Genomic DNA, 21,476 nt, shown 5'->3' on the forward strand with positions numbered 1-21,476 from the left:
TTTTGTAAAGGGAACTTCTTTACAAAAGTTAGCTGAAGACACGCCCCCTTGGAAAGCGAAGTGGGCAAGCCGCAGCGAGTGTTAAATTTATTATCCATTTCAAAATTATTATTAAAAGGACCGGGCGGGCTTTCCCGGTTTTTCTTAGTTTATTTGATCTAATAATTTTTCCATTTCCTCTAGTTTTTCTTCAAATACAGCAAGAGCATTAAGGACTGGTGCTTTCTCTGTCATATCCACACCAGCCTTTTTTAACACTTCAATTGGATAGTCACTGCTTCCCGACTGAAGATAACCTAAATAACGTACCACGGCAGGTTCTTTTTCTTCTAAAATTTGTGCTGCCAGAGATTGAGCCGCTGCATAGCCGGTTGCATATTGGTAGACATAATAATCATAATAGAAATGTGGTATTCTTGCCCATTCTAATCCAATTTCTTCATCTATAACTAAGTCTTCCCCAAAGTACTTTTTATTTAATTCATAATAAACTTCTGTTAAACGATCAGCAGTTAAAGCTTCTCCCTCTTGTGCCAAAGTATGAATATTATGTTCAAATTCAGCAAACATCGTCTGTCTGAATACAGTGCCGCGGAATCCCTCTAAAAAATGATTTAATAGAAATAGCTTTTCTTTTACATCATCTGTTTTTTCCACTAAGTAATTATTTAACAATGCTTCATTACAGGTTGACGCAACTTCAGCTACAAAGATTGAATAGTTCCCATAGCGGTATGCTGATGTTTATGAGTATAGTAACTGTGCATCGAGTGTCCCAGCTCATGTGTCAGGGTAAATAGATTGTTTAGATTATCCTGCCAATTCATTAAAATATATGGATTGGTACTATACGCACCAGATGAATAAGCACCACTTCGTTTTCCCTTGTTCTCTTCGACATCTATCCAACGCTCCGAGAAGGCTCTTTTCATTACATTTAAGTAATCATCACCTAATGGTTGCAGTGCTTCCGTTATCGTTGTTTGAGCCTGTTCATAGCTGAATGACATATCGATATCTTTTACTAAGGGCGTATATAAGTCATACATATGCAACTCTTGTATATCGAGTACTTTCTTTCGTAAAGCGATATATCGCTGTAACAACGGTAAACCTTCATGAATTGCTTCTATTAAATTATCATAAACTTTTTCTGGAATATTATTTTTATTTAATGCTGCTTGTCTTGCTGAATCATAATTACGTATTTTCGCATAAAAATTATCTTTTTTGACAACCCCCCCTTGTAATGTGGAGGCAAAAGTATTCTTAAGACTTCCATACGTATCATACATGGCTTTAAACGCATTTTGTCTTACCTGTTGATCCTTAGACTCAAGGAAGTTAATATAACGTCCATGTGTAAGATCGACTTGATTGCCATTTTCATCCTCTACAGTTGGAAAGGTTAGATCTGCGTTATTGAGCATACTAAATGTTTGTGATGGATTATCGGTTACTTCTGAAGCTTCCGCTAACAATGCTTCTTCTTTTTCCGATAAAACATGTGGACGCTGACGATTGATTTCATCTAACGTATGTTTGTACAATCGTAACCCTTCGTGTTCGTCTAAATATTGTCCAAGAGCTGATACATCTAATTTTAAAATTTCTGGTGTAATAAAACTCATTGTACTCGATGCCTGCGTAATTAAATTTTCTGCTTTACCATTCATCGCCTGATAGAAAGAATTCGTTGTATCCTGATCATAACGCATATGAGCATATGTATATAATCTACTCAAACGATCCGATACTTGATCCTGAAGTTGCAATAATTGATAAAGATTTTCTGATCCTTTGTGCAGTGTACCTTGAAAGACGTCAAATTTTGATAATAACTCTTTTACTTTAGTCCATTCCTGCTCCCATTCTTGATCTGAAGCAAAAATATCTTCTAATTTCCAGGTTAACTCCTTAGGAATATCTTCACGAGCTGGTAGCGATTTTTGCGCTTTTGCCATCTAAATTCCTCCTTCAATTAATACTGTTTCCTTATTATAACTTATTTTGCCATGGTTCATACAGTAGTACGTTTTACTATATACCCATTTTTTTCTACCATTTTTAAAATACCTAGTTGTACTAGCAAGTGTAAATACTCTTGAACAGGATGATAGGTTGTTGTAATTAATGGAAATAGATCAGAGGAAATATAGTGCTCTTGCAATAGGTGGCTCACTTGACTTAACGTAAAATAATCAAACGCCAAAATAAGATCCATATATATTCTCGATTGCCAAATCCATGGGGGGGTACAGTTGAAAAGGAATTGTGAGGAAATAGGAAGATAAACGTAGTTAGGTAAATTCTGAATATTAGTTTGATGGATGTATAACCAATGACGCCATGCCTTTTCCTGCTTCTGATAGTATGAAATGGGTTGATATAACCATTTTTTTTTGTGTTTCGTCCAATACATTTGTAAGGCGGATTTATCATGATACCTTGGTAGAAACAGTTCACGCCACTTTAACGTTCCAAGTTTCCAACTCATTAAGTTTCCAAATGTTTTTGTTTTGGTAAAAAAGAGGATGTCTTGATAGACAATCATTCTTTTCGTATCCGGACAATAATAAAAAATGGATAAAGGATAGTCTTTATGAAATTGATGTAAAAAAGGATGGTCATTTGTAGATATTTTGAGGGAATGCTGATGTAAACGATATAGTTTATTGGCACCTAAAATCCAAATTGGGATGATACCAATTGATTGATAACCTTTCGTCTCATAAGAGCTTCTTGTTTGGAAATTTTAGCACACTGATATTCAATAGCAATTTGTTTCTTACCTAACTGGAGAAAAATATCTGAACGTTGATTGATTTGAGGATGATAATATTCTAACTTCACATGATAGCCTTGGCTTTGTAACCAGTTAAACATATCTTTTTTTCCATTCTCATGATAGCTTCCTTCACCAGTTTGCACACATTCACTTTTCTGCTGATGTGCGAAATGCGGTGTGTTTTTGATACCTGCTTTTATGATCACTTGTTCTCGACAACTAGGACAGTAAAAAGATTCTTTGTACCGCTGCTCTATTTCTTGCCGTGTCATTTTCCATATTGGAACAAGTTCGCCATGTTGATTAAATGCTTGCAACAATAAATTCACCTCCATATAGATTATATTCTACATAAAGGTGAAAATTCCTGCATTATTGTACAGATTTTCCAGGGATAGAATTTTTAATGAAAAAGGCTAAAACAAAACCAACAGCAGATATAAGACCTGCAGCAAAAAAGGACATATTCGCACCATAGACCATACCTGATAGACCTTCATTCGGTATTGCTTGGCTAATCATAATCGATACAAGTAGCGCAGTACCTATTGCGCCTGACATTTGTCGCATCGTATTATTCATCGCTGTACCATGAGGAATCAAATCAGCCGGCAACTGATTCAGACCTGCTGTCGTTACTGGCATCATAACCATAGCAATCCCAAACATCCGGACTGCATTAACTACTGTAATATAAAGAAGACTAGTCTCTGTTGTTAAAATAGAAAATAAAAATGTGGTGACCGTTAATAATCCCAAACCAATTATAGCTAACCACTTACCACCATACTTATCAAACACACGTCCTGTAATTGGATTCATTAAACCCATTAAAACAGCACCTGGTAATAAGGCTAAGCCTGACTCTAATGCTGTAAATCCTAAATAATCCTGCATCATAATCGGCAGGATAATGGCTCCACCAATCATTGCCAGAAACGAAATCATTCCAATCCCAGTTGTTAAGGTGAAAATTTTATACTTAAAGATTCGAAATTCTAGGATAGGTTTGGTTAATCTTAGTTGTCTTTTAATAAAGAAAAACAGCGTTATCGCTCCAACAATTAATGGCAGATAAACAAGCGGACTGAACCAACCATGATTGACATCTCCAGCCATACTAAATCCATATAATAATCCACCGAATCCAAGTGTTGATAATATGATGGATGTAATATCAACTTTAGGGAATGTCTGCTTGGTTACATTCACTAATATTTTATAGGCTACAATAATATCAATAATTGCGATTGGTAATACGACATAGAATAAACTACGCCAAGGAAAATGTTCAACTAACCAGCCTGACAGAGTAGGACCGATCGCAGGTGCAAAGGAAATCACTAAGCCAAACATTCCCATTGCAGCGCCTCGTTTTTCTATTGGGAACACTAAAAACATGATGGTTTGCATCAGTGGCATCATGATTCCTGCTCCAGCCGCTTGTAATACTCTTCCCACCATTAGGATAGTGAATCCGGGAGCAATGGCAGCGACTAATGTTCCTAATGCAAAGCTTCCCATAGCAGTTAAAAAGAGTGCTCTTGTCGTAAAACGTTCTATTAAAAATGCGGTAATTGGGATCATAATTCCATTTACTAACATAAAAATCGATTGTAACCATTGTGCCGTAGCTGCATCGATATTTATGTCTTTCATAATATGTGGTAAGGCGGTACCAAGTAATGTTTGATTTAAAATCGCAATAAATGCTCCTGATATGAGCACAATCATTAAAGGAACGCGATTAATTTCCGGTTGATTATCAGTCATGTTCTTCCTTCTTTCTTTCCTCATTCTAGATACTTTTATTATAATAACACAAACTATTTCGGAATCCGAAATAATTTGCCCGGAATTCATTTATTTTATAAATGTTGTAATTATGAAATGACATAACTGCGTAACAAACGGAGCGGCTGTTTTGCAGTTAAAATCATTCAAAATAAAAAACTAAGCATCTGGATAGATACTTAGTTAACGGAGAAATGTTTTTTTACTTGTTCAAGAGCATCTTCTTCGAAGATTACTTTACCGTATTCCTCAACAATAAACATAGTTACAGTCGACTCATGTCCAAACTCTAAGATTTGGCTAATTAAATCTTCTTGTTCGTCATCAGTTAGATAATCTTCATCAAATCGTGTGATCAACATATATTGATTGTCATAATAATACAAATGATCTCTCATTCCTGACGCAGGCTGGAAAACATGACTTAGTTGAATTACATCTTCTAACTCTTTGAAGCTTACAACCACAACAAAATCCTGTCCATACTGGTGCTCAATTTCAGACGAATCATTTTCTGTTGGACCAAATTTCTCTTCAAGTAATGATTCAATTTTATCATCAACAGGCATATCAACAGTCTTACCAGACTCCGTTGGCAGTTGTAAGTTTTGACCATCCTTAGAAATACGTGCCTTTGTCACCACTATTTCCAAACCTTTTTCCAAAGCTTGCACTTGAATCCATAGAGGTCCATCAATTTGAAACTCGTCTTCATTATAATTAACTTCATCCATCACTTGCCAAAATAATTGTTCGCTTTTTTCTCTATTGTACCAAATTTCTTCACGATCGAAACCACGATCTTCGATATCCATGTAAGAGATATAAAATTTTATTGTATTTTCATTAATTCTTTCTATTTCCATTCTGTATCTCTCCCTTCTTGATAAATGATGGATTGGAAGGGATTACTGTACGTCTATCTATACCTTAATACATATACCCTTGGACATCCTTCCACTATTCTTTAAGGATGTTACCTCTATTGTATGATACACACTGCTTATTTGAAAACATAAAAACTCAAAAATAAAAACTTAATTAATGAGTTCGTATTAATTATAGATTGTAGCTTATTATATTCCTTTTGTCACTAGTTATATGCTTCAATTTTATCAATATTTTTTAATTGCTATATTGTAAAAAAAGCAGATCTTTTATTTAAGATCTGCTTTTTTTAGTTAACCATTCGTTGTGCTTCTCTTAATTGAAAAGTACGAACTGTACGTGGCAAGAAGCGGCGAATTTCATCTTCATTATATCCTACTTGTAATCTTTTCTCATCTAAGATAATTGGTCTTCTTAATAATCCCGGATTATCCTGAATTAATTGAAATAAATCTTTTAACGGAAGCTGATCTAAATTCACATTTAATTTTTGAAATACTTTAGACCGTGTAGATATAATTTCATCTGTTCCGTCTTCTGTCATACGCAGGATTTCTTTAATCTCATTTAACGATAACGGTTCTGAGAAAATGTTACGCTCACTAAATGGAATATCGTGTTCCTCTAACCATGCTTTTGCTTTTCGGCATGATGTACAACTTGGCGAGGTATAAAGTGTTACCATATAACTTCACTCCTCAATATTTGATTGAATTTATAAAATAGATGCCTATTACTTTCAACTGTTATTACATTAAAATAACTTTAATCTACTGGCTATGTACTAAGTATACTATATCTTGTGGTGTAATGATAGGTCATTATGTGTTTTTCTTCACTTTTTACACATTATCTCTTCACATAGAGTATACCCTTTCCTCTTAATGATAAACACACTATTTAATTATTTTTTCTTTTTTTATCTAATGCTTCAAAAATATTATCTGCATCACGATCATTATTATATTTCAATACTTCTTCCACTGGTTGATAAGACCTGCCATAAATTTCTTCATCTTTATATGTGTGGATATCCTCATACATTCGTTTCATTTGCTGATATATCTCTTCTTCACTTTCATCTTTAGGTGCCCAATACAAAATTTCTAATGTATTTGCTTCATTTGTTGCAAGTGACCTGCGTGTATAACCAATCGATACTGCATGTTTAAAACCTTCTCTTTGATAGAAGTGTAAACGTTTTGTCGAATCACTGTCCTGATAATCAAAAGGCTCTACTTCTAGAATGATCGGTTTTTCCTTTTCTTTCAGTTTGGCCAATAATTGATGACCCATTCCTTTACCACGAGATTCCTTAGAAACATAGACATAATCTATAAAAATGAATGTGGGAAAATCCGCGTACATTAAAACATGATCAGGTCCCTCATCTTTATAATAAACATCTCCTTTTTCTTTTAAGAGCAATTCCATATGTTGTTTAGATTTCATTTCTTCCACAGGGAAATATTGCTTTAATTTTTCATACCAGTTCATCAAACATCTCCCCCCCCTTTATTGATATTACATTCTGAAGATAAGTCTTTTATTCATTCTTCCCTATTCTAAATATATTAATCGCTAAACCTCAATGCTTTTCGCGAATTTTTTATTCAAAGGTATGTATAGCATTCGCGATAGCTAAAATGGAAAAGACCCCACTCTATGTGAGGCTAATCTAATGGCGTGTAATCGACACCTTCAGTATAGCTATTTCCTGAATTCCAGAGTAGGAATTCCTTAATACCATTTTCGTTTAATGCTTTAATTTGAGCTTCTACTTCTTCTACACCATATTGAAAAGTAGCACCACTATATAACCATGGTGCCTCAAAGTCTTGAATCCATGGTCTCGATACAGGAGGACCTTCTAAAGCGCCTAATACTTTATTCTCAACTTTTGCATATTCATTTGTTAATCGATATGGTTCACGATCTGGATTATCTATCCCAAAGTATGATGTCCAGTGACTTGGATAAATCATCGATGAAATAACATCTACATTTTCAGAAATTCTCGAAAAGTTCTGACCTATGCCTGGTGCTTCTTCTATCGTAGCTGAGTATCCAAAAATATCCACTGATACATCTACATTGTAATATTCTAACTCTTTTTTTGCATATGCCACAAAGTCTGTTACAGCTTCCACTCGCTTCTTAACATCATTCATATCTTCATCTTTGTAGTCGCCTAAGTCATATTCTAATTCTTTATCACGCTTTTCAAATCCTTCTGCGAAACGAACATAATCAAACTGAATTTCTTTAAAACCAAGCTCTGCTGCTCTCTTAGCGATATCAATATTGTAATCCCATACTTCCTTTTTGAAGGGACTTACAAATGCCTCTCCCTTATCGTTTTTCCACACTTCTCCATTTTGAGTAAAGGAGAGATCTGGCCTTGCATTTGCTAATTGTGTATCCTTAAAAACGACAATCCTTGCAATAGGATAGATTCCTTCCTTCTCAAGTGTTTTCAACACTTGTTTAGGATCCTTTATATAATTCTTTGCTACGCCTTCATATGGTAATGCTTCTTTAGGCTGATAGGTAACATAACCATTATCTTCTTTAATATCAATAACCATCGCATTCAAATCAGTTGTATTGATAAGATTGATTAACTTTTCAAATCGACTGCCGCCTGCTGAATTTCCAGTCACATAAATACCCCCCCTAACTGCGTCTGGATATTCAAATGTTAAATCTGATACAAATGAAAAACGTGCAAATACTTCTGGTAACTCATGTTTTGTCACTTCCACAAGACTTTTATGATGTGCTTCCGCTTGCAATGTTTCTTCTTGCTCCTCTGCGCTTACTATTGTTGTCAATCCGATAGCTATTACTACTGTGAGTATCAAGCTGACGGACCATCTTATGTAATTCGACATATTCTATCAAACTCCTATGTTTTTTGTCTACTTTTACAGTATATAGAATTTTAATGGTGTTTTGTTAATTTTCATAAAAAAAATCATAAAAAAATTCTCTGTTCATACTAAAATACTTTATATTCAAAAACCTGCTTCATACTAACGAAGCAGGTTTTTGACTGTTATCGCGGAAAACTACGCCTTTGCTTTCGCTAGTTTAAAGTTTTTGAATTCTCCTTCTGTACAAAACACCCAATGGCCTGGTGTTACTTCGCGAAATTCCGCATTGACTGAATCATGTTTGCTTGGATCATAAATCGTACGGGTACGATCCCGCTCAAAATCAGGATCAGGTAATGGGATAGCTGATAACAATGATTTCGTATAAGGATGTAATGGATTATTGTACAACTCGTCACTATCTGCTAACTCCACGATTTTCCCAAAATACATCACTGCGATCCGATCACTAATATATTTTACCATTGAAAGGTCATGTGCAATAAATAAGTAGGTCAATCCATGCTTTTCTTGTAATTCCTTCATTAGATTAACGACTTGTGCCTGAATCGATACATCTAATGCGGAAATTGGCTCATCAGCTATAATGAATTCAGGGTCAACTGCTAATGCTCTTGCGATACCAATACGTTGGCGTTGACCACCACTGAACTCATGTGGATATCGGGATGCATGCTCCTTATTTAGGCCAACTGTTTCCAATAATTGCTGCACACGTTCTGTCTTTTCTTTTTCATTCTTAATTAACCCATGAATATCAATACCTTCTGCAATGATCTCTCTAACCGTCATCCGTGGATTAAGCGATGCATATGGATCTTGAAAAATCATTTGCATCTGACGATTAAATTGCTTTAGATTCTTTTTAGATTTTTTGTCATGTACATCTATACCATTAAATTTCACTTCTCCGCTGGTTGCATCATACAGTCGAATAATCGTTCTGCCTGTTGTCGACTTCCCACAACCTGATTCCCCCCCAACCAATCCAAATGTTTCACCGCGGTAAATATCAAAGCTAATACCGTCGACCGCTTTGATAACTTCTTTTTTTGTATGAAAATATTGTTTTAATTCTTTTACTTCTAAAATTTTATCTTTACTCATGAATGATAATCCTCCCTTACAGAGGTATGATTAGACGTAATACCTTTCATACGTTCTTTAACTGCTGCTGGAGGTTCAACCTCTGGTGCATCCTCGTGTAATAACCATGTTGCTGCATAGTGTGAATCAGACACTTTGAACAGTGGCGGCTCTTCCTCTAAATCAATTTGCATAACATATTCATTACGAACAGCAAACGCATCCCCTTGAGGTGGATGGATTAAATCTGGAGGTGTCCCTGGAATAGCGATTAATTTTTCTTCCTTATTATCTACTGTAGGCATCGAACCGAGCAGCCCCCATGTATACGGATGTTTAGGATTATAAAAGACATCATCTACAGTTCCTATTTCTACTATTTTACCCGCATACATAACAGCAACGCGATCTGCTACATTAGCAACTACCCCAAGATCATGTGTAATAAAAATGATTGATGTATCCATTTTCTTTTGAATATCTTTCATCAATTCTAATATCTGTGCTTGAATGGTAACATCTAGTGCTGTTGTCGGTTCATCTGCTATTAATATCTTTGGATTACAAGCAAGTGCAATCGCAATAACCACTCGTTGACGCATACCACCTGAGAATTGGTGTGGGTATTGATTAATTCTAGATTTTGGTTCAGGAATCCCTACCAGTTCTAATAATTCAATTGCTCTTGTTTTGGCATGTGACTGAGATAGTTTCTGATGCAGGATTAAACCTTCCATTATTTGTTTACCTATCTTCATTGTTGGATTTAATGAAGTCATTGGATCTTGAAAAATCATCGATATCTCTTTTCCGCGAATCTTTTGCATTTGCTTATCGGACAACTTTGCTAAGTCACGACCTTCAAATAAGATCTCACCTTTAGGAATCTTTCCTGCTGGTTTTGGAATAAGTCCCATCAGCGCTTTCGTGGTTACAGATTTCCCTGAACCTGACTCACCAACGATAGCAAGAGTTTCTCCTTTTCTTAGCGAAAAATCAAGCCCTCGAACTGCTTTTACACTTCCACCATAGGTATCAAATGTTACTTGAAGGTTGCGCACATCTAATATTGTATTTTCCATTTCATTGCACCTCGCTTTCTATCGTCTCATTTTCGGATCTAACGCATCTCGCATACCGTCAGCAAGAATATTAAACCCAATCATCAATAAGGAAATAATTACAGCTGGAAATAATAACATATAAGGAAATACCCGATAATCATCAAAAGCTGTATCAATCAACGTTCCAAGCGAAGCATATGGTGGTTGTAAACCTAAGCCAATAAAGCTCAAAAATGCTTCAAAGAAAATGGCACTAGGAATCGTAAACATGGTATTAATAATAATGATACTCGTCACATTTGGTATTAAGTGTTTGGTTAAAATGCGTTTATCACTGGCTCCTAACGTTCGAGCTGCCAGGATAAATTCCTGATTCTTTAATTTTAATACTTGTCCCCCCCTTACGATCCGTGCATACCAATCCAACCAGTTATGGTTAATGCAATCGTAATGGCTATCAAACCTGGATCTAATAACATGATAAATAAAATAACTACCACTAAATTTGGTATTCCTGATAATACCTCGATAATTCGCTGCATAATATTATCGGTACGTCCGCCATAATATCCAGAAATCCCACCATAAAAGACGCCAACTACCATATCGATCAAGGCAGCAAGAAAGCCAATGTATAAGGAAATTTGTGTACCTTTCCATATTCTTGTCCAGAGATCCCGTCCCATACTGTCTGTTCCAAACCAATAGTATTGATCTTCAAGTCCTCTAGCTGCATAAATATCTACTTCCATTGCGACGGTTAAATAATCACTTTCGCTTTCTTCTTTCGTGACCACTACTTCTGTGTCTTGGATATATAGTTCCTCTATTTTATAAGCTTCTAACCCTTTGCTTATTGCTTCTTCTTTACTGGTTCCTTGTACTTCATAGGTTTGCTTTCCATCTAATCCTAACCATTCCAACCCTTGTACTTTAGGTGGAAGATAGGCTAAATCATAATTCGCCTCATCAAAATCATACGTATTCATTAATGGTCCTATCAGTGCAAGTAAAACGATAAAAACTAATACGATTAAGCCAGAAATTGCACCTTTATTTTTACTAAGTCTTAACCAAGCATCCTTCCAATACGAGAGCTGAGGACGTGTGAGTTCTTCGCCAGCGTCTTCTTCTATTTCAATACGCCGAAACTTTTCTGGATGATATTTCTTCTTATTATCCATTAGTCCTTCCCTCCATTTATCCGAATTCTTGGATCGATCAATCCATAAAGTAGATCAACAATTAAAATAACAACAACAAATAAAACAGAGAACAGCAAGGTTGTGCCCATTATGACAGGATAATCATTGACACTAATCGAACGTACGAATTGTTCCCCGATACCTGGTACAGCAAAAATTTGTTCGATTACTAAAGTTCCCGTCATTAAACTTACTGTCATTGGTCCTAATATCGTAATTACTGGAATTAATGCATTTCTAAGAGCATGTTTAAACATAATGGCATTACTGGAAACACCTTTTGCTCGTGCCAATTCAATATAATCAGACCCTAATACTTCAAGCATTTCTGTACGCATAAACCTTGCACAAATAGCCATGGGGAAAATCATCAAAGCAATCGTTGGCAGCACCGTATAAATTGGGCTTTCCCAAAAGGATGGTGGAAAAATTCTCCATTTAACAGCTAAGTAATATTGTAATAGACCTGCAAACACAAAAGAAGGAATAGATATACCAATAACTGCGATAACGTTTGATATATAATCCATCCAGGTATTATGTCTTATTGCAGCTATCATACCTAGCATAATCCCCCAGAATTGCACCAATGATTAAAGCTTGTGCACCTAATTGTGCAGATGGCCCTAAACGATCTAATATTATGTCTGTTACTGCTCGATTATTATATTGAAATGACACGCCTAAATCGCCTTGTACCATATTTGCTATATATTTGGCATATTGAACAACTACAGGTTCATTCAATCCATATTTATCCATCAATATTTCTTCTTGTGCTTCCGTCATTTTGCCACCGAGATCATTAAATGGAGAACCGGGTAGAATTTGCATTAAGAAAAAAGTTGCTGATGCAATAATAAACAATGTAATAATCATATATACAATTCGTTGTGCAATATATTTAATCATACATTTACACCCCCCCAATTTTCATAATTTTCTTAAAACTTAAAGAAAAGGCAAAAGGAGTATAGGCTTTATCATTTTAGATAGCTATACTCCCTTGCCGATAAAGTTATTATTACCATTAATAATTATTCAATATCAATGTACTTGTAACTGTAATTATTACCAAATGGATTAAAGTGGTCATAACCCTTTACATTATCTTTTGTTAAAACAGTTGTTTTTCGTTGCATAACGGGGGGGGCAATAACAGCCTCTTCTAAAGCGATTTTTTCAGCTTTTTGCATTTCTTCAAAACGAGCAACCGGTTCAGTTGCTAATTCACCTTTTACTGATTTTACAATCTCATCATACTCTTCATTCGAGTAGGCAACATCATTGTTCTCACCATCAGTCACCCATAAATCAATAAAAGAAATGGCATCTTTATAATCTGGGCCCCAACCTGAGGCAGCTAGATCAAAATCTTTATCTCTCATTAAGTCTAATTGTTGTGCCCAGGGAACATTAACCGTTTTGATAGATAGCCCTTCTAAGTTACTTTCTAGCTCTGTCTTCATGAACTCAGTAATCGTTTTGGCCACATCATCGTCTCCACCTAAGAAACTTAAAGTTACTTCTTCAAAATTTAATTCTTCTTTTGCTTTATTCCATAATTCCTGGGCTGCTTCCTTATCATAGCTTAATACATCATTTCCTTGTTGGAAGTCTTCCCCAGTTTCAGGATGTTCTGTTAGACCGGTGGGAACAAAGTAATCAACTGGAACAGAGTCATTACCATATGCTACATCAATGTATGCTTGTTTATCAAATGCCTTGGCAATAGCTTTTCTGAAGTTCAAATTTTGCATTTTATCACTATTTTCTAAGGATGCTTGATTCATTTTTATCCAGAAAATGGTAGATTATGTTAAAGACTGATAATCTGGACTTGTTTGATTATCTTTTACTTGTGCACCAGAAAGCGTTACACGATCTAATTCTCCTACTTCATAGTTAGATAACCTAGTATCGGCATCTTTTACAACCTTAACATTAATTGCATTTAAATTTACATTGTCTGCATCCCAATAACTCTCATTCTTTTCAACCTTCCAACCCTCTTCTGCACTCCAAGAAGTCATTTTGAAAGGTCCATTAGAAAGAATATTTTCGGGTGATAAAGAAAAGTCATCTCCTTGTTCTTCTACAAAATCTTGATTTAAAGGTAAAAAGTTTGAATTGATTACATAGGATTCAAAATATGGTAAAGGACCTTCCAACTCTACTACAAATGTATAATCATCCGGTGCACTAACACCTAATTCTTCAGGTTCCATATCACCAGCAAAGATAGCTTCTGAGTTTTCTATCTTGCCACTCATTAAATAATTTCCATAAAAAGATCCATTATCTGGATCTGTTGCACGTTGCCATCCATAGACAAAATCATTTGCTGTAACAGGGTCTCCATTTTCCCATTGTGCATCTTCGCGTAAATGGAATGTATATGTAGTGCCATCTTCACTTACTTCTGTTTCATCCTTATTTGCAATACCTGAAACAATCTCTCCTCCAGGTGCTTGACGATATAATCCTTCATATACTGTATCAATCCATTGCGTCGATACGTTATCTTCAGTCAAGATTGGATCCATTGTTGGAATGTCTGAAGGTGATGAAATATTCAACACTTTTTCTTCCTTAGATTCTTGTGTATCATCACCTGCATCTTCCTCCGTGTTATCGTTTCCAGTCGAACACGCCGAAAGTACTAACCCTAATAATAAAGCCAATACGATTAAAATCCATTTACTTTGTCTCATTTTTCTGTAACCCCCCCCTTGATATTTATTTTATTTAAATAAAGACAAAACTCACAATTGGTATTATACAGGGAATTTTCAAACAATTCACTATAATTTTAGTCTTTTTTCGACAAATTACTTTATTTTCAGTTAATTAAGTAATAAAAATGAATATTTAGACTTATAATCTCAAAAATTTTTTAATCATCTGATTTTTCCTAATTTTCTAATACTTCTAGAAATTGAAGTTACCTAAAAAAAAGAGATAATATGATAAAAAGGAGATCTGATATCTATGCAGAAACTTAAAAAACATCTATTACTTTTCATCATCCATTTAATAGTATGTCTTTTTCTTATATTTTTATTTCATGAAAGTCTTACATTACTTGTTTTAATTAATTTTTTATTTTATCTAACCATTTTCTACTTACTTATTGGATTATACTTATATGTGATGTCTCGACAATTCTTTGACATCACCGCAAAAGGCTTTAGAAGAGTGTTTTCAGGCCGATCGAAAACAAAAGACTTGGATGAGTTAGCAGAAAGCCGAAAACTGCCATCTGAAAAAGTTAATAAAGCCTGGATTTCCTTCTTTCTTATACAGGGAAGTTTACTTATTTTTAGTATGATCCTCCTCTTGGTTTTCTATTATTATTAGAACTTGAAAAATTATGAATAATTTTATATACTTTACTAAAGTATGATTAAAATTGAATTTACCTTTTATTAATAAAGTATAATAAAAGACTTTACGAATAGAGAGATGAAAGTCGGAGTACTTCTTTACCAATAGTTCAAGAGAGCCTATATTGCTGCGAGTAGGTACTATGTGAAGAAGGAATTGGAGACTTTTGTTACATATTTTTCTATGTTGACTAGGCATTAACTAGCGAAACAAGTGATCACAGAAATTGTGATAACAAGGGTGGCACCGCGGTTCATTCGTCCCTTAATAATAGGGAATAGAATGAGCTTTTTTATGTAAAAAAATAAACATTTAGTAAAACAGAGGTGAAAGATGATGAAAATTTTTTCTGGTATTCAACCTAGTGGAACACTCACATTAGGAAATTATTTAGGGGGGGCAATGAAACACTTTGTGGACTTGCAAGAGGACAATCAATGTTATTTTTGTGTAGTGGATGAACACGCGATTACAGTTCCGCAAGATCGAATGGCACTTCGCGAAAATATAAGGTCCTTAGCAGCTTTATATATTGCATCGGGAATAGATCCAGCAAAATCTGTGCTTTTTATTCAATCTGAAGTCCCTGCACATACACAACTAGGCTGGATGTTACAGACAGTGAGCTATATTGGTGAGTTAGAACGAATGACACAATTCAAAGATAAATCAAGAGGTAAAGACGCGGTTTCTGCAGGTTTATTAACGTACCCACCTTTAATGGCAGCAGATATATTACTTTATAATACAGATATTGTTCCTGTTGGAGAGGATCAAAAACAACATTTAGAATTAACACGTGATTTAGCACAGCGATTTAACCATCGATATAATGATATTTTTACTGTTCCTGAAATCAGTATTCCGAAAGTCGGCGCTCGCATTATGTCTTTGCAAGAGCCTACCAAAAAAATGAGTAAATCAGATATTAATCAAAAAGCATCGATTTTCATGCTTGATACCGAAAAACAAATTGAAAAGAAAATTAAAAGTGCTGTAACAGATTCAGATGGTATTGTGAAATATGATAAAGAAAATAAGCCTGGTGTTAGTAATTTACTTACCATTCATGCTGGTTGCACCGGTGAGACAATTGCAGAACTTGAACGTAAATTTGAGGGCAAAGGCTATGGGGGGGAATTTAAACAGGAGACCGCAAATGTCGTTAACAACACATTACAACCAATTCAAGAACGCTATTCTCAATTGATTGAATCGGAAGAACTCGACGAATTGTTAGACCAGGGCGCGGATAAAGCAAACTTTGATGCAAATAAAATGTTAGTTAAAGCAAAGAAAGCAATGGGACTTGGGCGAGTTATAAAAAAGAAAAAGAAATAAGAAGTAAGGCACATTATGTAATCTCACATAATGTGCCTTTTATCTATATTCATGATCGTAAAGATGTTGTGGAATAGGGTGGATGTTCTCTTTCCCATATATCTTCGTAAAAGGTTTGGCCTTTGATAATTTGCTTACAAAATATTTCATGTTTAACACTCCAGCCATTAACTACCTCTTGATAAAGCTTTTTCCAGGCCTGCTCAAAAGACATATCCTTAATCTTTGCATAGTTCTCAGGACACCACTCTGTTAACCAATACCTGACTTCTTCAATCCGATTACTAACTTCTAATTGATCAAGTGCAATCATCAATAATTGCTTTAATTGTCGTTCTTTTCTTGTTAATCCTATCATGTACTCCTGTGGAAGAGATAATATATGAAATTCCTTATCTGTATGATTAGAAACTTCATAGCATTTTGCAGTCCGTCCTTGAATTAAGTCTAAGACTAATCCTTCCTGCCGAGGTATTAATCTGCTTTTTCGAATTGGTATATGGTAGCCCATCGTATCAAATGCTAATATTGACTTTCCATTCGTTACAATACAAGCATAGTCTAAAGCTTTTCGTTCTTGATTTTTTCTAATGTATCCTCGCTGATAAATTTGATCTAACATGGCTTGGGGGAATATCTTGCAAGTCATTTTCGATATACTGAAAGGTGTGGTCATCGATGAAAAGTATTGGAGCTTGATCAAGTATTTCGATTCCATCAGATTTTCTCCATTCGTGAAAAGAACAAATATTATAGCCATTTTCTTCTCCTTCGAACCAGTTAACCCATACATCATGTATATATAACATATGACGAACCCTCACTTTTACTAATCTGTTTATCCAACAGTATGACCATATAAGGATAATTTATTCTTTTCTTGTTATTATTTAACAGAAAAAAGTGATATTTTTTGTACTGCAATTCCCATAATAACAATACCTGCCAAAAAAAAATAACACTCTACTTTACTTTGAATAACAGCGAGGTAATCAATAAATGTTAGACCTGCAGGAATAAAGTTTAAATATAGAATAATCGATATGCCACCGGAAATAGATAATCCAAAACCGACTAGAAAAAACAGAATATAAATCACCTGAAACCGCCCCTTATCCGTTTATAAGAGTATATGTACAAGCTATCGATCTATTACAAAACATCTTAAATTCAATTGAAATTACTTCACATAAGGAAGATGATGCGCACTAACTGATGAGGTAATTATGACTTGACTGTACTGCACACAATCTTCCTTATATTCATTAAATAAGTTATATTTCATGTGATTTTAAGTGGCTTTATTTTGCACTTACTCAGTCTTTTGGCGTTGTTATCTCATAAAAAAGTAGCAGTAAAGCAATATGCTTCACTGCTACTTTTTCCAAATGTTTTTATTGATATTTTTTAAATGCTAATGTGACATTATGGCCACCGAAGCCTAATGAGTTACTGATCGCAATATTTACTTCCTTTTCAATAGCTTTATTTGGTACGTAATGAAGATCACATGCTTCATCAGGTGTCTCATAATTAATCGTTGGAGGTAATATACTGTGCTGAATCGCTTTTACACAGGCTATTGCTTCCACAGCACCAGCTGCACCTAGTAAATGTCCTGTCATAGATTTCGTTGAAGAGACATTTAATTGATAGGCATAATCTTTAAATACTGTCTTAATTGCTTGCGTTTCAAACGAATCATTGTATTCTGTGCTTGTACCATGGGCATTAATGTAGTCAACATCTTCCGATGAAACGCCTGCATCCTCGATTGCCTGTTGCATCGCACGTGCAGCGCCTTCCCCTTCTGGAGCAGGAGACGTAATATGGTAAGCATCACCTGACGCGCATATCCCACAATCTCAGCATAAATAGTGGCATCGCGTTTTAGTGCAGATTCCAGTGATTCAATTACAAGAATACCAGCTCCTTCACCCATTACAAAACCATCACGATTTTTATCAAACGGGCGACTGGCTGTTTTTGGATCGTCATTAAATGACAATGCTTTTGCGGTAGAGAATCCTGCAAAAGACATAGAAGTTAAGGGTGCCTCCGCACCACCTGTTATCATATAATCCGCATCACCACGTTCAATTACTTTATATGCATCTCCGATTGAATTAGCTCCTGAAGCACAAGCTGTAACCGAACAGTTATTAATCCCCCTTCGCTCCTAATTGAATGGAAACCTGTCCAGCTGCCATATCCGGAATTAACATTGGTACAAAAAATGGGCTAACTCGACGATAACCTTTTTCCATGAATTTTCTAAACTGCTCGTCATAAGTTGTCATACCACCTATACCAGATCCAATCCAAACACCTACACGAGGAGCAATCTCGTCGGTTATGTCAAGCTTGGCGTCCTCTACCGCCATCTTGGCAGCAGCCACTGCATATTGGGTAAATAAGTCCATTCTTTTTGTTTCTTTTTTTTCCATATATTTCGTTGGATCCCAATCTTTTATTTCTCCAGCAACTTTCGCAGGAAAATCATCTTTGTTTACTTTCGTAACATAATCAATCCCAGAAGTACCTGATTTTAAATGATCCCAAAATTGAGTAACATTATTGCCTAACGGTGTGATAGCACCCATTCCAGTGATAACCACTCTATTTTTATCCATAATGTTTTCCTCCTTTTTCTACTTTCCCCCCCATTTTAGCGCGACAGCGCCCCCCCATGTTAGTCCTCCACCGAACCCTACTAGAACTACTAAATCATTTTCTTTAATTTTACCGTTTTTTACTCCCTCAGACAATGCAATAGGTATGGACGCAGCTGAAGTGTTACCATATTTATTTACATTAACTGCCATGCGGTCTTCCGCAATTCCTAACCGCTGTCTGGCTGCTTCCATAATCCGAATGTTTGCCTGATGCGGTATTAAATAATCAACATCTTCTTTATGATATCCTGCCTTCTCAACAACATGTACAGACGATTCAGGCATCTGCCTTACAGCAAATTTAAATACTTCTCTGCCATTCATAAAAATATGATCTTCTTTTTGGGCTAGATACTGACCACCACTACCATCTGCTCCTAACTCAAAGGACAATACGCCTCTCTCTTCGCTTACAGGTCCCATTATAGCAGCTCCTGCACCATCACCAAACAAGACACATGTATTACGATCGCTCCAATCGGTAATTTTGGATAATTTTTCAGCGCCAATTATTAGGATGTATTTATAATCTCCTGTTTCGATAAATTGTTTTGCTGTTATTACTCCATACATAAATCCGGCACACGCAGCACTTATATCCATAGCGGCTGCATTTTTTGCTCCTAGCCGTTCCTGTAATTTACAGGAAACCGTCGGAAAGGGCTGATCAGGAGTGACAGTTGCCACTAAAATAAGATCAAGATCTTCTCCGGTAATATTAGCCTCTTGTAATGCTTGTTCTGCTGCTTTAAATGCCAAATCTGATGTATCTTCATTATCTACTGCTATTCTTCTTTCTTCTATACCGGTTCTGGTTCGAATCCATTCATCATTTGTATCTACTATTTGTTCCATATCTTTATTCGTTACTATTTTTGCCGGTACAAAATGACCTGTACCTAAAATACCTGCTTTCATTATTATCCTTCCTCTCAAAGGAATTGTTATCAATTATTAAGACTTGGTACTAATTTTATAGTATACGATATTTTTTTTCAAGTTTTATTTATTACTACATTTGCCCAATCACCTTAAGACAGGATGCATACCGTGTAGTATTGGAGGAATTTAAAATGCAAAATAAGAAGTCTGAACTTAACCACTTTGACGAAATGATGTTTGGCAGACGCCAGGCAGAGAATAATAGTACTTCTGAAGAATCAGATAAAACAGACGAAACAGATGAATCGTTTGATTTATATCAAACCATTCAATTATTAAATGTCACCTATCAAAAATTATCGCCTTTAAAGAATTTAATCAAAAATCCATTTAAAAAGTAAGCTAGTTGCTGAATAGTTAACAGCTAGCTTATTCTTCATGTGGCAATAAGCCATTTTCAATATAATCTTCGATCACATGATCGAGCTGATCTTTAAAGTATTCTTTTAAGTGCTCACTATATGGTCCCATCGTAATAACGTCTTCTTTAAATCCAAAATTGTAAATACCACCTTTAACATCACCTTGTTGCAATTCTTTGATCGCATATACATATAATTTATCAATATGCTGAATCGTGCTAGTCAGAACAGACTGGCCACCAAGAGCTTGTTGATCATTAACAAATCCAATTGAGTAAATCCCATCACTCATAGCATTCTCCACAATTGAGACACTAAAGGCATCCCCCCCGGCAGGATAAATAACATCTGTATTATTACTAAGCATAGCTCTATAGTACTGCATAGCTAAATCTTTCTCATCCCAATCATTTACAAACTGAATATCAATATGGGCATCACTATTTTGATAGAGCACTCCTTCATAAAACCCTTCCACTTCAGGCTGCCACTCGTAAGCAGCAATAATACCGACACGGTTCGTTTCAGTCATTTCCCCCTGCGACCATTCCCGCAAAAAAACCCATCGCTAACGAGTTAAAATTTAAACTGATTAAATTTTGTGCTGAATATCCACCGTTTACATAAATAAAAAAAATATCTGGATATGAGTCCTGTATCTGATTAAAATATTCCCCATACGTACTGCTATGACCTATAATTACCTGGACACCTTTATTAGCAAATTCCTCAACAGCAATATTAACTTGCTGCTGAGTCTGAACTCCTTCACGGAAGTAAACGTCCACATTAAATTCTTCCTGAATATCTAATAAACCGCGATACCCCTTATTTCCCCATGTTTGATCATGTATCGTATGCTCGATTAACATACCAACACTTTCAATCTTTTCCACACTTGCATTTGTTTGACATCCCGTTAATAAGAATAATGCATTAGAAAAGATAAGAAAGATCATAATGAGCATTGACATTTGTTTTTTCAAAATCCGCACTCCTCGCACTGATGGCTTAACGAATATTTTACTCTTAGGACTATTTTATCGC

General features: G+C 35.4%; 15 protein-coding genes, 7 pseudogenes and 1 other annotated feature. Of the genes and pseudogenes, 3 read left to right on the plus strand and 19 right to left on the minus strand.

Features of this window, described 5'->3' with window-relative positions:
* Window positions 1-144 precede the first annotated feature (144 nt).
* The 13 genes and pseudogenes from pepF to JCM21714_RS21380 all read right to left on the minus strand — a co-directional run bounded on the left by pepF (window position 145) and on the right by JCM21714_RS21380 (window position 14,436).
* Window positions 145-1,964: pseudogene (gene pepF / locus JCM21714_RS09875) on the minus strand (oligoendopeptidase F).
* Window positions 1,965-2,020: 56 nt separating this feature from the next.
* Window positions 2,021-2,497 (minus strand): hypothetical protein, encoded by a 477-nt coding sequence (locus JCM21714_RS24735; RefSeq protein ID WP_439644456.1) that lies wholly within the window; start codon window positions 2,495-2,497, stop codon window positions 2,021-2,023.
* Window positions 2,498-2,509: 12 nt separating this feature from the next.
* Window positions 2,510-3,123, minus strand: a pseudogene (locus JCM21714_RS24740) (competence protein CoiA); the annotation flags it as partial.
* A 37-nt stretch (window positions 3,124-3,160) separates the two neighbouring features.
* Window positions 3,161-4,561, minus strand: a complete 1,401-nt coding sequence (locus JCM21714_RS09885) for an MDR family MFS transporter (protein WP_148295006.1) — start codon at window positions 4,559-4,561, stop codon at window positions 3,161-3,163.
* A 200-nt stretch (window positions 4,562-4,761) separates the two neighbouring features.
* Window positions 4,762-5,448 (minus strand): adaptor protein MecA, encoded by a 687-nt coding sequence (mecA, locus tag JCM21714_RS09890; RefSeq protein ID WP_035723889.1) that lies wholly within the window; start codon window positions 5,446-5,448, stop codon window positions 4,762-4,764.
* 311 nt (window positions 5,449-5,759) lie between these two features.
* Window positions 5,760-6,155, minus strand: a complete 396-nt coding sequence (spxA, locus tag JCM21714_RS09895) for a transcriptional regulator SpxA (protein ID WP_035723893.1) — start codon at window positions 6,153-6,155, stop codon at window positions 5,760-5,762.
* Between the two features lie 215 nt (window positions 6,156-6,370).
* The gene (locus JCM21714_RS09900) at window positions 6,371-6,967 is read right to left on the minus strand and encodes a GNAT family N-acetyltransferase (RefSeq protein ID WP_035723895.1); all 597 of its coding nucleotides are present in this window, start codon (window positions 6,965-6,967) and stop codon (window positions 6,371-6,373) included.
* A 176-nt stretch (window positions 6,968-7,143) separates the two neighbouring features.
* Window positions 7,144-8,364 (minus strand): putative glycoside hydrolase, encoded by a 1,221-nt coding sequence (locus JCM21714_RS09905; RefSeq protein WP_035723898.1) that lies wholly within the window; start codon window positions 8,362-8,364, stop codon window positions 7,144-7,146.
* Between the two features lie 177 nt (window positions 8,365-8,541).
* Window positions 8,542-9,474: an ABC transporter ATP-binding protein gene (locus JCM21714_RS09910; RefSeq protein ID WP_035723902.1), complete on the minus strand. Its 933-nt coding sequence runs from the start codon at window positions 9,472-9,474 to the stop codon at window positions 8,542-8,544.
* On the minus strand, window positions 9,471-10,535 hold the full coding sequence (locus tag JCM21714_RS09915) for an ABC transporter ATP-binding protein (RefSeq protein ID WP_035723905.1): 1,065 nt from the start codon (window positions 10,533-10,535) through the stop codon (window positions 9,471-9,473). Before JCM21714_RS09915 ends, JCM21714_RS09910 begins: the two co-directional genes overlap by 4 nt.
* An 18-nt stretch (window positions 10,536-10,553) precedes the next feature.
* Window positions 10,554-11,701, minus strand: a pseudogene (gene opp3C / locus JCM21714_RS09920) (oligopeptide ABC transporter permease).
* A pseudogene (gene opp3b / locus JCM21714_RS09925) lies at window positions 11,701-12,634 on the minus strand (oligopeptide ABC transporter permease). Before opp3b ends, opp3C begins: the two co-directional pseudogenes overlap by 1 nt.
* A 125-nt stretch (window positions 12,635-12,759) precedes the next feature.
* Window positions 12,760-14,436 (minus strand): annotated as a pseudogene (locus tag JCM21714_RS21380) (peptide ABC transporter substrate-binding protein).
* A 277-nt stretch (window positions 14,437-14,713) separates the two neighbouring features.
* Here JCM21714_RS21380 and JCM21714_RS24035 point away from each other — a divergent pair.
* Together JCM21714_RS24035 and trpS are read left to right on the plus strand one after the other, a co-directional pair.
* A complete protein-coding gene (locus tag JCM21714_RS24035; protein ID WP_052000510.1) occupies window positions 14,714-15,082 on the plus strand; it encodes a DUF3899 domain-containing protein in 369 nt (122 codons plus the stop codon).
* Between the two features lie 96 nt (window positions 15,083-15,178).
* Window positions 15,179-15,377, plus strand: a binding site (T-box leader).
* A gap of 65 nt (window positions 15,378-15,442) precedes the next feature.
* Window positions 15,443-16,450, plus strand: a complete 1,008-nt coding sequence (gene trpS, locus JCM21714_RS09940; protein WP_035723910.1) for a tryptophan--tRNA ligase — start codon at window positions 15,443-15,445, stop codon at window positions 16,448-16,450.
* Window positions 16,451-16,499: 49 nt separating this feature from the next.
* Here the strand turns inward: trpS and JCM21714_RS09945 are convergent.
* From JCM21714_RS09945 to JCM21714_RS09960, 4 genes and pseudogenes are all read right to left on the minus strand, one after another.
* A pseudogene (locus JCM21714_RS09945) lies at window positions 16,500-17,259 on the minus strand (DUF3603 family protein).
* 77 nt (window positions 17,260-17,336) lie between these two features.
* Entirely contained in the window at window positions 17,337-17,549 is a 213-nt protein-coding gene (locus JCM21714_RS09950; RefSeq protein ID WP_035723913.1) for a YuzI family membrane protein, read from the minus strand.
* Between the two features lie 295 nt (window positions 17,550-17,844).
* Window positions 17,845-19,083: pseudogene (fabF, locus tag JCM21714_RS09955) on the minus strand (beta-ketoacyl-ACP synthase II).
* 18 nt (window positions 19,084-19,101) lie between these two features.
* Complete coding sequence (locus JCM21714_RS09960; protein ID WP_035723916.1) at window positions 19,102-20,043, minus strand: beta-ketoacyl-ACP synthase III; 942 nt, start codon at window positions 20,041-20,043, stop codon at window positions 19,102-19,104.
* A gap of 155 nt (window positions 20,044-20,198) precedes the next feature.
* Between JCM21714_RS09960 and JCM21714_RS09965 the strand changes: the two genes are divergently transcribed.
* Entirely contained in the window at window positions 20,199-20,408 is a 210-nt protein-coding gene (locus JCM21714_RS09965; protein ID WP_035723918.1) for a hypothetical protein, read from the plus strand.
* A gap of 28 nt (window positions 20,409-20,436) precedes the next feature.
* On the opposite strand, the gene JCM21714_RS21385 is transcribed toward JCM21714_RS09965, so the two are convergent.
* Together JCM21714_RS21385 and JCM21714_RS21390 are read right to left on the minus strand one after the other, a co-directional pair.
* Window positions 20,437-20,961, minus strand: a complete 525-nt coding sequence (locus JCM21714_RS21385) for a BMP family ABC transporter substrate-binding protein (RefSeq protein WP_235182752.1) — start codon at window positions 20,959-20,961, stop codon at window positions 20,437-20,439.
* On the minus strand, window positions 20,954-21,415 hold the full coding sequence (locus JCM21714_RS21390) for a BMP family ABC transporter substrate-binding protein (RefSeq protein ID WP_235182753.1): 462 nt from the start codon (window positions 21,413-21,415) through the stop codon (window positions 20,954-20,956). The genes JCM21714_RS21385 and JCM21714_RS21390 overlap by 8 nt, the downstream gene beginning before the upstream one ends.
* Window positions 21,416-21,476: the final 61 nt, after the last annotated feature.

This window comes from Gracilibacillus boraciitolerans JCM 21714 (assembly GCF_000521485.1).
GTDB lineage: Bacteria > Bacillota > Bacilli > Bacillales > Amphibacillaceae > Gracilibacillus > Gracilibacillus boraciitolerans.

Bases quoted from the DNA above. Each gene is read 5' to 3' on its own strand.
- JCM21714_RS09900 (WP_035723895.1), bottom strand. From the start codon at position 6,967: ATGAACTGGTATGAAAAATTAAAGCAATATTTCCCTGTGGAAGAAATG.
- JCM21714_RS24735 (WP_439644456.1), bottom strand. From the start codon at position 2,497: ATGAGTTGGAAACTTGGAACGTTAAAGTGGCGTGAACTGTTTCTACCA.
- mecA (WP_035723889.1), bottom strand. From the start codon at position 5,448: ATGGAAATAGAAAGAATTAATGAAAATACAATAAAATTTTATATCTCT.
- JCM21714_RS21385 (WP_235182752.1), bottom strand. From the start codon at position 20,961: ATGACTGAAACGAACCGTGTCGGTATTATTGCTGCTTACGAGTGGCAG.
- JCM21714_RS09965 (WP_035723918.1), top strand. From the start codon at position 20,199: ATGCAAAATAAGAAGTCTGAACTTAACCACTTTGACGAAATGATGTTT.
- JCM21714_RS09905 (WP_035723898.1), bottom strand. From the start codon at position 8,364: ATGTCGAATTACATAAGATGGTCCGTCAGCTTGATACTCACAGTAGTA.
- JCM21714_RS24035 (WP_052000510.1), top strand. From the start codon at position 14,714: ATGCAGAAACTTAAAAAACATCTATTACTTTTCATCATCCATTTAATA.
- JCM21714_RS09915 (WP_035723905.1), bottom strand. From the start codon at position 10,535: ATGGAAAATACAATATTAGATGTGCGCAACCTTCAAGTAACATTTGAT.
- JCM21714_RS09910 (WP_035723902.1), bottom strand. From the start codon at position 9,474: ATGAGTAAAGATAAAATTTTAGAAGTAAAAGAATTAAAACAATATTTT.
- JCM21714_RS09960 (WP_035723916.1), bottom strand. From the start codon at position 20,043: ATGAAAGCAGGTATTTTAGGTACAGGTCATTTTGTACCGGCAAAAATA.
- trpS (WP_035723910.1), top strand. From the start codon at position 15,443: ATGATGAAAATTTTTTCTGGTATTCAACCTAGTGGAACACTCACATTA.
- JCM21714_RS09885 (WP_148295006.1), bottom strand. From the start codon at position 4,561: ATGACTGATAATCAACCGGAAATTAATCGCGTTCCTTTAATGATTGTG.
- spxA (WP_035723893.1), bottom strand. From the start codon at position 6,155: ATGGTAACACTTTATACCTCGCCAAGTTGTACATCATGCCGAAAAGCA.